The organism is Mycobacterium aquaticum (assembly GCF_002086485.1).
Lineage (GTDB): Bacteria > Actinomycetota > Actinomycetes > Mycobacteriales > Mycobacteriaceae > Mycobacterium > Mycobacterium aquaticum.
Genome location: NZ_MVHF01000001.1, coordinates 1 through 14,397, shown reverse-complemented (window position 1 = coordinate 14,397; position 14,397 = coordinate 1). Strand labels below are relative to the sequence as shown.

Genomic DNA, 14,397 nt, shown 5'->3' with positions numbered 1-14,397 from the left:
GTGCAGCGTCCACGCTAGTCCGCCGCCCATGACTGCGGGACAGCTTTGCCGGGTGTCACGATTGGCGGTTCACCCGGGCAGGGAAGATACACTTCAGCCGCGTTGCCTCCGTAGCTCAGCGGATAGAGCAGCCGCCTTCTAAGCGGTTGGTCGCAGGTTCGATCCCTGCCGGGGGCGCAATCTGTCTTCGCAGCTGAAGCCAGCTGCGAAGATGCGCTAACGGCGTTGCCGCCAACCCACGGCTGGGGCAGGTCCACACCGTGGGCGCACCCTTCGCAGCATCGAGAATTCAGCTGCTGCACCCGTACCGGTCACCGGTACGCGGCTTCGGCTTGCCCACGTCGAAAAGATCGTTCGCCCAGATACTTTCGACGGGTGCCGAGCTCCGGCGGCCACGGCGGGCAGGCCCGACGGTCCGACACCACATTTTCCCTTGCCGCAAGACTGATGTGAACGGGGCTGACACGCGTTAATGTCCTGGTTGTCCTCACAAACCGGCAGCTTGGAGACGGCCATGAGCACCTATCGGACGGTAGTTGTCGGGACCGACGGCTCGGACTCGTCAATGCGGGCGGTCGACCGCGCCGCCATGATCGCCGCACAGGACAACGCGAAGTTGATCGTCGCGAGCGCATACCAGCCCCATGTCGAGAGGGGCGGCTGGTCACGGCCGCCGTCCCACGACCATGTCGAAGACCCCCGCGCCGCCGACAGCCTCCGCGGCGATGGCTACAAGATGCACGGGGCAGCCCACATCTACGAGATCCTCCAGGAGGCCCGCGACCGGGCGAAGGCGGTCGGGGTACACGACATCGACGAGCGGGCACTCGAAGGCGCCCCGGTCGACGCACTGGTGAAACTGGCCGAACAGACAAAGGCCGATCTGGTGGTCGTCGGGGACGTCGGCCTCGACTCGGTGGCCGGGCGTCTGCTGGGCTCGGTGCCGGCCAACGTCGCCCGTCGAGCCAAGGTAGACATTCTCATCGTCCATACCGCGGACTAGGCGCTTCGCACGGGTGCCCGTGCGCGAGAATCTCGCTCTGACATGAGCACACCCCCGAAACGAGAAGACGTCCGTCAGCGGCTCGCGCAGCGCTACCGGCAGTTGGCCGAACTCCGCAAGGCGGGCCTCACGGCGGCGGTCGCCTCCCGCTACCGTGAGATCGACGGCGGGACGCTGGGCACACTCGTGTCGGTCCAGCTGTTCACGACCGTCATCCCATTGATGATCATCGGATTCGACTATTTCGCCGGGTTCGCCGAAAACGCCAGCCCGGGCGTTGTTTTCAGCCGCGAGGTGGGCCTGGTGAGCCCGCTGACCGACCGGGTGCGCGCCGCATTCGGCGATTCCTCGGCATTCCGGTCGAGTTGGACGTTCGTCGGGGTCGCTGGGTTCCTGGTCTGGGGCATCCCGATGTCCATCACCATCGCCAGCATCTTCGCCAAGGCCTGGCGCCGCGAACAGTTCGGGCTGGGCCAACGGCTGCTGCGCGGCGTCCTCTGGTTCGTGCTGTACCTGACCATGCTCGCCGTGCGCGGGCTGATCGCGCTCGACCACGACCACCCCGGCTCGTTCCGACCGCTGCTGTTCATCATCGCGCTGGTGCCGGTGTGGATCTTCTGGTCGCTCACACCGGTTCTGCTCGTCCGCGACGGCGCTCGAGGAATGCGATACCTCGCCCTCACCGGACTCGGCGGAGTGCTCATCAACGGCATCGCTCTCCCGCTCGCCGCCCGGGTCGCCTTCCCTCCGTTACTGCGCGGGTGGGAGGGCTTCGGCCCGATCGGCGTGGCGATGGCTTTGATGACGTGGTGCGGCGTCAGCGGCATCGGGTGGGTGTTGACGGCGTGTGTGGGCGCGGTGGTGTGGGAACGTTCCGCCCCGGCCGACACCGTCATCGCCTCGGAGGTCGACGTCGACTCGGAACTGGTGGACGACGCGTAGAGCCGATGTCCACAACCAGGTAGCGTGCCCACCCGTGCATGCCAATGGACTGGACCCTGACGACGAGTACGACCTCGACGAGGATGAGGCGAAGCTGTCCGAAGAGGACTTCAACGCCCACACCCTGGAAATCCGCCGGGCTGACGGCACCGCGGTCGTGACGCTCTCCGCGTTGGGTTCCGGACAGCAGTGGGCCGTGTACATGCAGCCCGGCGGCACGGTGCAGAACGCCTATCTGGGTGAGCCGGGTAACCCCAGCCTCTGGGTGGACACCAACGACGCGGAGGTCACCCGCGACGACGACGGCACCTACGTCATCACCATCGATTAGTCAGCAACGTCACGTCATCTGCGCCAGAACAAGTGGTGGGTGACGCCGCTGGGGCTCGGCACAATGTCGTGGTGGAACCGGTCGTCCAATTCGTCCGCTGAGTGCCACAGGCGGGATCCGGCACCCAACTCGATCGGCGACACCGCCACGTGCAGGGTATCGACAAGGTCGGCGTCGAGGAACTGTCGGATGGTGGTCGCACCGCCACCGAGCCGGACATCCTTGCCCTGCGCAGCCTCACGTGCCTGGTCCAGCACGGTGGCCGGGTCGGCGTTGACGAAGTGGAACGTGGTGTCGGAGAGGGTGAATGACGGGCGCTCGTAGTGGGTCATGACGAAAACCGGGGTGTGAAACGGCGGCTGCTCGCCCCACCAGCCCTGCCAGTCATGGTTCTCCCACGGTCCGCGGTACGGGCTGAACTTGTTGCGGCCCATGATTTCTGCGCCGATATTGTTGGCGAAGTCGCGGGTCATGTAGTCGTCCAGACCGCGACTGCCTCCCGGGTCCGTGCGATTGGGCCAACTGGCCGTGGCGCCGGCCCAGGAGAACATGGTTGCGGGGTCGGCATGGCCGAACGGGCGCTCGCGGCTCTGATTCTCACCGGCGCCGAAACCGTCGCTGGAGACGTTGAAGTTCTGGACTTTGAGCAGTTGCACCACGCGTTCACTCCCGATCGGTCAGTAGTCGATGTCAGTGTGACCCGCGATGGCCGGAGAACTCATCGCGGGCCGCTCACCGAAAGGTGAGCTTGAGGTGGGCGACCAGGGCAGGGCCGTCGATCCGTCCGCGCGACACGTAACCCACGTAGCCGTCCGGTCGGACAACGCACATCGTCGGGTCCGCTGCTGCGTAGGCCCGCGCGAAATCCCCTGCGCTGTCGCAGATCAGCGGCAGGGTCGTGGGGTGCGAAGCCGCGTCGGGGTGGGCGATCAGGTACGCGTCGAGGAGTCCGTAGCAGGCCTCTACTGCGTCGGCGACCACCTGCTCGAGCGCCGCGATCACGTCGTCGTCGCAGCGCGGCCCGACATAACAGAGCAGGGTGTGCCGGGGCCCGGCCAGCAACGTGAACAGCCGTTGGGGCGGTACAACCGCGTCCCGCGTCAGACCGCCGGCATCGGGAGCCCGGGTGCCGGGTCGCGGCGTCGAAGCGTCGTCGCCGGTACTGACGATCGGACTGCCGCCGTAGTCGATGAGCAATTGCGCCTCGCGCCGCATGACCTGCTCGGGATCGGTGGCACCCGCCCCGATGCCCTGGCGGGCGTGGCGGACGGTGCGGCCCACCACCTCCTCCCCCACCGGGCGGCGTTCGGTGTCATAGCTGTGCAGCAATCCCTCAGCCGCAACGCCTGACACTGCCAGCGCGATCTTCCACGCCAGGTTCTGGGCATCTTGGATCCCAGTGTTCATGCCCTGCGCCCCGGTCGGCGGATGGATGTGCGCCGCATCGCCTGCCACGAACACCCGGCCACGACCGTAGGCGTCGACGATGCGGTGGGTGATCCGGAACACCGATGACCATCGCAGATTCCTCGCGGTGGTGGGCTCCGGCGCGAGCCGGTCCAACACCGCCTGGATGTGGGCCAACTCCGGCGCACGCCGACCCTGAAACCCGTGCTGCACATCGCCGTTGGGTGCCACGGCGAGTTCGTCGGGCACCAGCATCGACATGCGGTAACGGTTGCGGCCGGGCAGCGGAATGCAGACCAGCAGGTCATCGGTCTGCCCGGCCGTCTGGCGCATGGCTCGCACGGTGTACCCAGGTGGCAACGACCAGTCGACTTCGACATCGCCGAGCATGTACTGTTCCTCGAACGCCGCGCCCTCGAACGTCAGGCCGAGTTCCTTGCGTACCAAGGAATGTGCACCGTCCGCGCCGACGAGATACTGTGCCCGCACGGTCTGCCGGTTCCCGGTGGCGTCCGTCAGTGTCGCGGTGACGCCGTCGGGGTCCTGCGCGAATCCGGTCAGCCGCCAGCCCCGTTGGACCGCGACGCCGCGGGCAGTCAACTCCTCGCCGAGAACGCGTTCGGTGGCGTACTGCGGTAGCCCGATGAATTGGAACGGCACATCGTCGGGCAGAGCCAGGTCCAGCCGCCCGGCCTGCTCACCGTTGACGTAGACGAGTTGACCACGCAGTTGGACGGCGGCGTCGAGGATCTGCCGCAGCACACCCATCCGCTCGAACAGTTCCAGCGTACGGGGCTGGATCCCAACGGCTTTCGCATACTGCGGCGGTGCCGGCAGCGGGTCGACGATGCGACATTCGATACAGTTGCGGGCGAGTTCGATCGCAGCGGTCACGCCGATCGGCCCTGCTCCCGCGATGAGTACATCCGTGTCGGTCACGCCGAGATTATGCGACCCCCGTCGCCACGGTATCGGCGGTTACCGGATTTCGGTATTCACCCCAGCGCGCGCTGCGGCCGACCGCTGTACTCGCTCAGCGGCCGGATCAGGGCGTTGGAGCCGGCTTGCTCGATGATGTGGGCCGTCCATCCGGTGATCCGGCTCATCACGAAGATCGGTGTGAAGCTGGGAACGTCGAAGCCCATCAGGTGATACGCCGGGCCGGTCGGGAAGTCCAGATTGGGTTGGATCCCGGTGGCGGAACGCATGGCCTGCTCCAGCGTTTCGTAGATGTCGAGCCACCGCTGCCCGTCACGGACTGCGGCGACCTGCTGCAGCGCCGCCTTCATGGTCGGTACCCGGGAGTCGCCGTTGCGGTACACCCGATGCCCGAAGCCCATCACCTTCTCTTTGCGAGACAGCTTGGCGTGCAGCCATTCCGCTGCGCGATCGGCAGAGCCGATCTCCATCATGTCGTGCATGACCGCCTCGTTGGCCCCACCGTGCAGGGAACCCTTGAGCGCCCCGATCGCCGCGGTCACCGCGCTGTAGATGTCGGACTGTGTCGAGGTGACCACGCGCGCGGCGAACGTCGACGCGTTGAAACTGTGCTCGGCGTAGAGGACCATCGACTGCTCGAACGCCTTGACGACCACGGGATCCGGCACGTCCCCGAAGCACATGCGCAGGAAGTTCTCCGAGTAACCGAGATGTGACTGCGGGCCGATGGGCTCGAGGCCGCGCCGCCGACGCATGTCCGCCGCCACGATGGTCGGCAACGCCGCGAACATCCGCAGCGACTTGGCGTAGTTCGCTTCGGCACTGCCGTCGTCCTCGTCGGGGTCCTCGGCGCCGAGGTAGCTGATGGCGGTCCGCACCACGTCCATCGGGTGGCAGTTGTCCGGGAGCTTGTCCAGCAGCGACAGCAGCGACCGGTTCAACCGCCGGGATGCCCGCTCGCGCTGCTGGAAGAGCGCCAACTCCTGGTCTCCTGGCAGTTCACCGTGCCACAGCAGATAAGCCACCTCTTCGAAACTGCACTGCGCGGCCAGATCCTGCACGGGGTACCCGCGATAGGTCAAGGTGTTGGTCTCGGGCACCACTTTGGAGATCGCGGTGGTGTCGACCACCACTCCCGCCAGTCCCTTGTAGATCTTGGGTTTGCTCTCTGTGACGGTCATCGCGTTATCCCTTGCAGCGAGAAGTTGAAGACGTCGGAGTCGAATTGGGTGTACTCGGCGTAGCGCAGCAGCTCGTAGAGCCTGCTGCGGTGCTGCATCTGCCCGAGCAGGCCGGATTGGATACCCGCGGAGTCGATTTCGCGTAGGCCTGCCTCGACGGCGTACATCGCCAGCCGCAAGGTGCTGACCGGGTAGATGACCACGTTGTAGCCGATGTCGGCCAGTTGGCGCGCGGTCAGCAGATCGGACTTGCCGAACTCGGTCATGTTGGCCAGCAGCGGGGTGTCGACCGCGGCGCGGAATTGCTCGAATTCGGCGGGCGTGCCGAGTGCTTCGGTGAAGATCAGATCGGCACCGGCATCTGAGTAGGCCTTGGCCCGGTCGATGGCCGCGGACATCCCCTCGATTCCCGCGGCATCGGTGCGCGCACAGATCACGAAGTTCGAGTCACGCCGGGCCGCCACCGCGGCCCGCAGCCGCTTGACCATCTCCGCGGTCTCGACCACGGCCTTGCCGTCGAGGTGCCCGCACCGCTTCGGGTTGACCTGGTCCTCCAGATGCAGTCCGGCCAGGCCACTGTCTTCGAGTTGTGCGACGGTGCGTGCCGCACTCATCGGTTCACCGAAACCGGTGTCGGCGTCGATCAGCGTGGGCAGATCCGTCGCCGACGCGATCTGCGCACCGCGAGAGCCGACTTCGGTCAACGTGGTCAGGCCGATGTCGGGCAACCCCAGATCGGCCGAGAGCACCGCGCCCGAGACGTACACGCCCTCGAAGCCGATCTCGGCGATCAGCTTGGCGACCAGCGGCGAGAAGGCACCTGGAAAGCGTTGCAGTTTCCCGGATTCCAGGGCGGCGCGAAAGCGCGCCCGTTTCTCGGCTGCCGAACTCGCCGATGCGAGCAGGCCGCTCATTGGAAAATCCCCGAGGGCACCGTCGGCGCCTTCTCCAACACTCGCGCATCGACGCGCACGTTGAGCGCGCCCAGGCCGCCCGGCTTGATGTCGGCGATGCCATCGACGATCGACAGGAACCGTTGCTGTTCTTCAGGTTCCACCACACCATCGGCCAGCTCGGCGAACTTGGCCACGTACTGCTCGCGTTCGAAGGGCCGTGCTCCGAGCGGATGCGCGTCGGCGACGGCGAGTTCGTCGACGATCGTCTCACCGTTCTTCAGCGTCACCACGGCCCGTGCCCCGAACGCCTTCTCGGCGGGATCGGTGGAGTGGTAGCGGCGGGTCCACTCCGGATCCTCGACAGTGCTGATCTTGCGCCACAATTCGATGGTGTCGGGGCGGTGGGCCCGCTCGGGGGCGTAGGACCGCTCGTGATGCCAGGTTCCGTCCTGCAGTGCGACCGCGAAGATGTACATCACCGAGTGATCCAGGGTCTCACGGGAGGCGTCGGGATCGAACTTCTGCGGATCGCCCGATCCCGTACCGATCACCACGTGGGTGTGGTGGCTCGTGTGCAGCGTGATGCTCGCGACCTGGTCGAGATCGCCTATGCGCTCACGCATCCGGCGGGCCAGGTCGATCGGTGCCTGGCTCTGATACTCCGCGGAATGCTCTTTCGTGTAGGTGTCCAGGATGGCCCGCTTGGGCTCGCCGGAACCGGGCAGCGGGACCCGGTAGATGTGCTCAGGGCCCGACAGCAGCCAGGCGATCACGCCGTCCTCGCCCTCCCAGATGGGGGCAGGCGAGCCCTCGCCGCGCATCGCGCGATCGACCGCTTCGATGGCGACCTTGCCTGCCCAGGCCGGCGCGTAGGCCTTCCAGCTGGAGATCAGGCCCTTACGGGATTGGCGGGTGGCGGTGGTCAGGTGCAAGGCCTGGCCGACGGCCGCGTAGATGGTCTCCGGGTCAAGCCGCAGCATGGTGCCGAGACCCGCGGCAACCGACGGTCCGAGATGGGCGACGTGGTCGATCTTGTGCTCGTGCAGACAGATTCCCTTCACCAGGTCGACCTGCACCTCGTAGGCCGTCGCGATGCCGCGGATCAGATCCGCTCCGCGCACGCCGAGCTGCTGAGCAACGGCCACCAGTGCGGGGATGTTGTCACCGGGATGCGAATACTCGGCAGCCAGGAAGGTGTCGTGGAAATCCAACTCACGCACGGCCACTCCGTTGGCCCAGGCCGCCCATTCCGCCGACACGGTGCCGTCGACGCCGAACACTGCAGCACCGTGGCGGGTTTTGTGGGCCAGCGCCTGGGCCCGGGCAACCGTGACGGGCCTGCGGATCACCGACGCAGCCGATACCGCGGCGTTGTCGATGATGCGGTTGATCACCATCGCCTCGGTCTCGGGCGGCACGTCAACCGGATCGGCGGCAACCTCGGCGATCTTCCAGGCGAGGTGTTCGTTACGGGGAAAGTCCTCGGCACTGCGCCGGGTGCGGACGTCGTGAACAAGCATGATCCGCACGGTACGCAGATCCTGGAACACCCAAAAGTCCCTGTAAATGCGTAATTTTGTGTCCTTGGCAGACGAAGTTTGCGAATGTTGCGTAACGCTGTCGCGGTAACCTGAGCGCGGTGGCGAAGACATTCGCGGGCGCCCGACTCAGACGGCTCCGAGACGAACAAGGCCTCACGCAGGTCGCGCTGGCACGCACGCTCGGCCTGTCCACCAGCTACGTGAACCAGCTGGAGAACGACCAGCGTCCGCTCACCGTGCCCGTGTTGCTAGCGCTCTCCGAACGATTCGACCTGCCGACGCACTACTTCGCACCCGACGCCGACGCGCGCCTGGTTTCCGACCTCCGCGAAATCCTCGTCGACGCGACGGCCGCACAGATCGAAGAGCTCGTCGCCCGGATGCCCGACGCCGCCCAAACCATGGTGAGTCTGCATCGGCGCCTGCACGATGCCACCGCCGAACTGGAGGCAATGCACGACCGGACGAGCCTGGACATCCAGACCGGCGCCCAGCAGCCCATGCCCTTCGAAGAGGTGCGCGACTTCTTCTACGACCGCCGCAATCACATCGACGCGCTCGACCGCGCGGCCGAAGAGTTGTTCGCCACGCATCGCTTGCACATCGGCGGTCTGGACAGCCAGCTGGCCGAGTTGCTGTCCGTCAAGTTCGGCATCACGGTGGTGGTCGACGACGGCGGGAGCCTGGGCGCCAACGTAAAACGCCGGTACCACAACGATTCCCGCACCCTTCATGTCGCGCGATGGCTGCTGCCCGGTCAGCGGGCATTCCAGTTGGCAACGCAGATCGCGTTGCTGTCCCACTCAGATCTGATCGATGCCATCCTCGCCACCGATGACCAGTTGAGTTCAGAGTCAAAGGATGTGGCACGGATCGGGCTGGCGAACTATTTCGCCGGAGCGCTGCTCCTGCCGTACCGGATGGTGCTCTCGGCCGCCGAGGAACTGCGTTACGACATCGACCAACTCGCGCGGCGATTCGAGGTCGGCTTCGAAACCGTGTGTCATCGCCTGTCGACGTTGCAGCGGCCCGACGCGCGCGGCGTCCCGTTCATCTTCGTCCGTACCGACAGCGCCGGGAACATTTCCAAACGACAGTCGGCCACGGCATTCCACTTTTCCCGCGTGGGCGGGAACTGCCCGCTGTGGGTGGTGCATCACGCCTTTTCCCGGCCCGGGCAATTCCTGACGCAGGTGGCCCAGATGCCCGACGGCCGCAGCTACTTCTGGATCGCCAAGACCTCGACCTCGACCCCGAGCCGCTACCTCGGCACTCCCAAGAGTTTTGCGATCGGGCTGGGTTGCGATCTGGCGCATGCCCACAAGCTGGTGTACTCGGTCGGAGTGGATCTCGACGATCCCGAGGCCACCGTGCCGATCGGTGCCGGTTGCCGGATCTGCGACCGCCCGGCCTGCCCGCAACGCGCCTTCCCGTACGTGGGTCGGCCCGTTCAGATAGACCCACAGACCAGCAGCAATCTGCCGTATTCGGGCACCGTCTAGGGGGGACGCGGCAGTCCGGCCGTCGTGCCGCCGACGAACGTGTTCACCGGCGACACGACGGATGGCAGGCCCGGGTCAGCCCTCGCGCACCGCAGCGGCAGCAGCGACCATGTGCTGCAGCGAAGCCGTCACCTCCGGCGTGGTGCGGGTCTTGAGGCCGCAGTCCGGATTCACCCAGAGGCGTTCGGCCGGAACGGACTTCAGTGCCTCCCGCAGTGATGTCGCGATCTCGTCGACCCTGGGCACACGCGGTGAGTGGATGTCGTAGACGCCCGGACCGACACTGTTCGCGAATCCGACATCGTTGAGATCACCGAGCACCTCCATACGCGAACGCGCTGCTTCGATGGAGGTCACATCGGCGTCCAGGTCGGCGATCGCGCCGATCACCTCACCGAACTCCGAATAGCATAGGTGCGTGTGTATCTGGGTCGAGTCGGCGACACCTGAGGTCGCCAGCCGAAACGCATCGACCGCCCACCTCAGGTAAGCCTCTTTGTCCTTGGACCGCAACGGCAGAAGCTCCCGCAGCGCCGGCTCGTCGACTTGGATGATCGCGATGCCCGCGGACTCCAGATCAACCGTCTCGTCTCGAATCGCCAGCGCCACTTGAGCCGCGGTATCGGCCAGCGGCTGATCGTCACGGACGAAGGACCAGGCCAGTATGGTCACCGGGCCGGTGAGCATGCCCTTGACCGGCTTGTCGGTCAGCGACTGGGCGTAGGTGATCCACTCGACCGTCATCGGATTGGGCCGGGCCACATCGCCGTACAGGATCGGCGGGCGCACGCACCGGCTGCCGTAGGACTGCACCCAGCCGTTGTGGGTGGAGAAGAACCCGTCGAGTTGCTCGGCGAAATACTGCACCATGTCGTTGCGTTCGGGCTCGCCGTGCACGAGGACGTCCAGGCCCAGCTGCTCCTGCAAGTTGATCACGTCAGCGATCTCGGCCTTCATCCGGCGCTCGTATTCCGCAGCGTCGATCTTGCCCGACCGCAGGTCGGCGCGTGCCACCCGGATGGCCGAGGTCTGTGGGTAGGAGCCGATTGTGGTGGTGGGCAGGGCAGGCAGTTTCAACCGGTCCTGCTGTACCGCCCGGCGCCCGTCGGCGTGACCACGCGTGGCGCCCGACGCGACGATCGCCGAGATCCGCTCGCGGACCTGGCCGTTGTTGAGCCGCGGATCGGCCTTGCGCGACGCGATTGCGGCGTCGGACGCCGCGATCTCTTCGGTGATGGCCTCACGTCCGTTTGTCAGCCCGTGCGCCAGGGCGGTCACCTCACGGACCTTCTCGGCCCCGAATGCCAGCCAGCTGCGCAGTGCCGCGTCGATGTCGCCCTCGGCGTCGAGGGTATACGGCACATGCAGCGTCGAGCACGATGTCGAGACTGCCACTGCGCCAGCGTTTTCCAGTACGCCGGCCAGCTTACCGAGCGCAGCGTCGAGGTCGGTGCGCCAGACGTTGCGGCCGTCGACCACCCCGGCCACCAGCAGCTTGCCAGCGAGTTCCGGTACGGCGGCGACAGGTGCCACATCTCCGGCGACCAGGTCGACCCCGATCGCCTCGATCGGGGTGCGAGCCAACGCCGGGAGAGCATCGGTGAGCTCACCGAAGTACGTGGCGACGAACAACGACGGCCGGTTGGTCAGCGCACCGAGCCGGGCATAGGTGCGCTCGGTCAGCTCGGCTGCGTTGTCCAGGATGTCGGTGACCAGGATGGGCTCGTCGAGCTGCACCCAGGTGACGCCTTTGTCTGCGAGCAACTCCAGCAGCTCGGCGTACACCTCGACGAGCTCGTCGAGCCGGCCGATGGGGGCGGTGCCACCGTTCACGGCCTTCGACAGCGCCAAGAACGTGATCGGCCCGACGATCACCGGCCGCGCCGGAACACCCTGAGCAGCAGCCTCTTCCAGCTCGCCGAGCACCTTGGCCGGGTTCAGCGCGAAGGTGGTGTCTGGCCCGATCTCGGGGACGATGTAGTGGTAATTGGTGTCGAACCACTTCGTCATCTCCAGCGGCGCGATCTCGTCGTTGCCCCGCGCGGCCGCGAAGTAGCGGTCCAGATCGTCGGCCACGCCGGCCACCCGGGGCGGCAACGCACCCACGAGCACGGCAGTGTCGAGCATCTGGTCGTAGTGGGAGAAGGTGTTGACCGGAACGGAGTCCAGCCCCGCCGCGACGAGCGATGCCCAGGTGTCGCGGCGCAGCGTGGCGGCGACGGTCTCGAGTTCTGCGCGGTCGATGCGGCCCGCCCAGTATCTTTCGACCGCGCGTTTGAGTTCGCGGTTCGGGCCGATGCGGGGTGACCCGAGAATGGTGGCGGTGAAGGGTGTTGCAGTTGTGCTCATGACGACGTCCTTGGGCGTGCGACGGGATGGTCACCGCCAGGAGGCATCGAGCCGAGCACGGTCACCCGCCACGAGTGAACCGCATTCGGCCACTGCCCATTCCGCGAGGCGATGAACCACCGGGCGCGGCGCGCCCGGTACGGCTGGCAGGTCTTCGGACTCGCAGGCTCGCACGAGATCTCGTGCACCTAGTGGCCGTCGCTTCCCAGCCGCAGCTACCTGCGGGCCAGTGCTGATGACGGCGGTCGTTCCTGCATACCGCTGCGGGACAGTCCCGGATTCCCACCGGGTTCCCTCTCACGTCGCACCTGTCTGAGCGTGCGGCGTTCGATGTCGGTACGGGCCTGGACCTGTGCCGACAAACCAGCTGCGTGATTCAGACTACCCGTTGCCTTGTCGCGAGCCACCGCTCACCGAGGCATCGCGGCCTTGATCTTGTCGACGATGTCGGCGGCCTGCGTCACCGACGAGCCGTCCGGCTTGCAGGCCTGAACGTCCATGACCAGATTGGCCGCGACGGCAAGTGCGCGCTGACAGGCCCGGGTCTGGTCGCCGTTGACGCGGGTGAACGGCATGGTGAGTTCGGAGTCGGTCTTGGTGAGATCGCCGCTCGTCCACTTGGGTAGGGGCTGACCGTTGAGCGTGATGTTCACATGGTGGTTGGTGCATTTCGACCAGCGGTCCGCCGACTGATTGAGGAAGTCGGTGGCGTCCTGCGCCGACGGGAAGATGACCACCGACTGCACCACCAGGTTGTTCCAGTTGTCGGTGTCGGGTGCACGCAGCAGCACCTGCCGCATGGCGGTCCACTTGGTGCCGTAGATCGCCGACTCGTCGACCTGCCATGCACCCAAGCAGTTCAGATTGGGCAGCAGGTTGCGATGGTCACCCATTTCGGTGGCCGGCGGGTGCGCCACCATCCCTTCGGTTCCCATCAGCGTGTTGACCTGGTCGGTGCTGAGCAGCAGGCCCTCGAGCGCAGATGCGGGCACGTCCTTCGGCGGCCCCGCAGACTTGTCGCCGTTGCCGGCACAAGCAGTTGCCAGCAGCACAAGCATGAGCAACGAAATCGCAAGCCGGATCACGGTTGTCCTTACAGAAGGCGCGCGTGAGCGCGCTGGGTGAGTTTATGTCGAACGCCGCGGATACCGGCGGTGAATCGGGTGTCGGATGAACGCCGTCAGGCGTGTGTGCCCGCAGCAGCGCAGGCCATCTGCGCGTTGGTGGCGTCGTTGTTGAGTTGCGTAGCAGTGTCGTTCAGCGATTGACCACCGGTGCGCAGTCCCATTTTCAGCAGAAGCTTCGTCGCTCCGAAGGACCACGACCGCATCGGGTTCGCGATGTCCGGCGAAAGTCCCGGTGTCCCAGCGGCATTCATCGCGGTCGCGGCGGCTTCGCGCAGCGCGGTCCGACCGCTGGTGTTGGTGGTGCTGATGGTCGGATCCCCGTAGTCGGGGCGCTCCAGGCCTTCGATCGAATCCGCGAAGTCGCCGTAATACGTCGACGCGGAGTCCAGAGCGTTGGCGAACTGCGAACAGGCCGCAACCGCGGGCGCGCCCGGGTCATCCGTTGTGGAGACCGGCATGGACACCGGACCTGCCGCCGGTACACCCCCGGTAACCGGAGGCAACTCGGGAACGGCGGGAGTCGCCGGCCCCGGGGCGCCCGACGCATCTCCAGGGTCCGCGACTGCAGCGGGCATGCCTGCCAACCCAATGCCGAATGCAATGAGCAGCGTCGCAAACCGTCGCTCGTACACCTGAGACGACCTCAAAGCTTCCTCCGTCAGTCCGTTGACAATTTCGGCGCAAGGCGCCCACCTTCGGCGTCCGCGCGTCATCGACACGTCCGCTTTACCCCCGAGACTTCCTCACGGTGGGTGGTTTACATGTCCAGAAGGTGAACAGTCGACTAACCGATCAAATCGAGATGCCATCCATCACGTGCCATGGCTGTTGAACGACGACGGCCGCCGGTAGACCTTCCTTCTAACTGCGCTGTCCTTATATATGCAATGCACGGCAAGCGGAAGGGGGGTTGCGGAATGCCCACTAGATGGGAACGCGGCCCGAATTGTTGGCCGCTCGTTCACCGTTTGGAAACTCGACCCGTCCATGATTCGACGCGACAGATCCCCGGCAGTACCGGGATCCGAAGCACTATGTCGTTCCCCGGATTTCAACCACGAGAGGCGCATAAACCCGCATGTTGAATCGTTTCGCCACCCTGGCTGCTGTGTGCATGTTGGCCCCGGTAGCGGTGACGCCCCTCGCGTCGGCCGACCCGCCCCCACCACCACCGGACCC

12 protein-coding genes, 1 tRNA gene and 1 riboswitch are annotated in these 14,397 nt (G+C 66.1%); of the genes, 5 read left to right on the top strand and 8 right to left on the bottom strand.

Annotation, left to right across the window (positions count from 1 at the left end):
• Positions 1-104 precede the first annotated feature (104 nt).
• The 4 genes from BST13_RS00065 (at position 105) to BST13_RS00050 (ending at position 2,276) form a co-directional block, all read left to right on the top strand.
• Positions 105-177: transfer RNA gene (locus BST13_RS00065), tRNA-Arg, on the top strand.
• Positions 178-514: 337 nt separating this feature from the next.
• Entirely contained in the window at positions 515-1,003 is a 489-nt protein-coding gene (locus tag BST13_RS00060; RefSeq protein ID WP_083160016.1) for a universal stress protein, read from the top strand.
• 42 nt (positions 1,004-1,045) lie between these two features.
• Positions 1,046-1,945, top strand: coding sequence for a hypothetical protein (locus tag BST13_RS00055; protein ID WP_083159388.1), 900 nt, complete (start codon positions 1,046-1,048; stop codon positions 1,943-1,945).
• Between the two features lie 34 nt (positions 1,946-1,979).
• A complete protein-coding gene (locus BST13_RS00050; protein ID WP_083159386.1) occupies positions 1,980-2,276 on the top strand; it encodes a hypothetical protein in 297 nt (98 codons plus the stop codon).
• Between the two features lie 14 nt (positions 2,277-2,290).
• On the opposite strand, the gene BST13_RS00045 is transcribed toward BST13_RS00050, so the two are convergent.
• The 5 genes from BST13_RS00045 to prpD all read right to left on the bottom strand — a co-directional run bounded on the left by BST13_RS00045 (position 2,291) and on the right by prpD (position 8,219).
• Complete coding sequence (locus tag BST13_RS00045) at positions 2,291-2,935, bottom strand: dihydrofolate reductase family protein (RefSeq protein WP_083159384.1); 645 nt, start codon at positions 2,933-2,935, stop codon at positions 2,291-2,293.
• A 73-nt stretch (positions 2,936-3,008) separates the two neighbouring features.
• The gene (locus BST13_RS00040; protein WP_083159383.1) at positions 3,009-4,622 is read right to left on the bottom strand and encodes an FAD-dependent monooxygenase; all 1,614 of its coding nucleotides are present in this window, start codon (positions 4,620-4,622) and stop codon (positions 3,009-3,011) included.
• 56 nt (positions 4,623-4,678) lie between these two features.
• Positions 4,679-5,803 carry a bifunctional 2-methylcitrate synthase/citrate synthase gene (locus BST13_RS00035; protein WP_083159381.1) on the bottom strand — a complete coding sequence of 375 codons (1,125 nt, stop codon included), beginning with the start codon at positions 5,801-5,803 and terminating at the stop codon, positions 4,679-4,681.
• Positions 5,800-6,717 carry a methylisocitrate lyase gene (prpB, locus tag BST13_RS00030; protein ID WP_083159379.1) on the bottom strand — a complete coding sequence of 306 codons (918 nt, stop codon included), beginning with the start codon at positions 6,715-6,717 and terminating at the stop codon, positions 5,800-5,802. Before prpB ends, BST13_RS00035 begins: the two co-directional genes overlap by 4 nt.
• Positions 6,714-8,219 (bottom strand): 2-methylcitrate dehydratase PrpD, encoded by a 1,506-nt coding sequence (gene prpD / locus BST13_RS00025; protein WP_083160014.1) that lies wholly within the window; start codon positions 8,217-8,219, stop codon positions 6,714-6,716. Before prpD ends, prpB begins: the two co-directional genes overlap by 4 nt.
• Before the next feature lie 110 nt (positions 8,220-8,329).
• On the opposite strand from prpD, the gene BST13_RS00020 reads away from it, so the two are divergent.
• Positions 8,330-9,742, top strand: a complete 1,413-nt coding sequence (locus BST13_RS00020; RefSeq protein ID WP_211295983.1) for a short-chain fatty acyl-CoA regulator family protein — start codon at positions 8,330-8,332, stop codon at positions 9,740-9,742.
• A gap of 75 nt (positions 9,743-9,817) precedes the next feature.
• On the opposite strand, the gene metE is transcribed toward BST13_RS00020, so the two are convergent.
• From metE to BST13_RS00005, 3 genes are all read right to left on the bottom strand, one after another.
• Entirely contained in the window at positions 9,818-12,091 is a 2,274-nt protein-coding gene (gene metE / locus BST13_RS00015) for a 5-methyltetrahydropteroyltriglutamate--homocysteine S-methyltransferase (protein ID WP_083159375.1), read from the bottom strand.
• Between the two features lie 128 nt (positions 12,092-12,219).
• Positions 12,220-12,418: riboswitch (cobalamin riboswitch) on the bottom strand.
• A gap of 83 nt (positions 12,419-12,501) precedes the next feature.
• Positions 12,502-13,176, bottom strand: coding sequence for a sensor domain-containing protein (locus BST13_RS00010; protein ID WP_083159373.1), 675 nt, complete (start codon positions 13,174-13,176; stop codon positions 12,502-12,504).
• A gap of 95 nt (positions 13,177-13,271) precedes the next feature.
• Positions 13,272-13,793, bottom strand: a complete 522-nt coding sequence (locus tag BST13_RS00005) for a hypothetical protein (RefSeq protein ID WP_245839218.1) — start codon at positions 13,791-13,793, stop codon at positions 13,272-13,274.
• Positions 13,794-14,397: the final 604 nt, after the last annotated feature.

Bases quoted from the DNA above. Each gene is read 5' to 3' on its own strand.
- BST13_RS00060 (WP_083160016.1), top strand. From the start codon at position 515: ATGAGCACCTATCGGACGGTAGTTGTCGGGACCGACGGCTCGGACTCG.
- metE (WP_083159375.1), bottom strand. From the start codon at position 12,091: ATGAGCACAACTGCAACACCCTTCACCGCCACCATTCTCGGGTCACCC.
- BST13_RS00035 (WP_083159381.1), bottom strand. From the start codon at position 5,803: ATGACCGTCACAGAGAGCAAACCCAAGATCTACAAGGGACTGGCGGGA.
- prpD (WP_083160014.1), bottom strand. From the start codon at position 8,219: ATGCTTGTTCACGACGTCCGCACCCGGCGCAGTGCCGAGGACTTTCCC.
- BST13_RS00055 (WP_083159388.1), top strand. From the start codon at position 1,046: ATGAGCACACCCCCGAAACGAGAAGACGTCCGTCAGCGGCTCGCGCAG.
- BST13_RS00005 (WP_245839218.1), bottom strand. From the start codon at position 13,793: ATGCCCGCTGCAGTCGCGGACCCTGGAGATGCGTCGGGCGCCCCGGGG.
- prpB (WP_083159379.1), bottom strand. From the start codon at position 6,717: ATGAGCGGCCTGCTCGCATCGGCGAGTTCGGCAGCCGAGAAACGGGCG.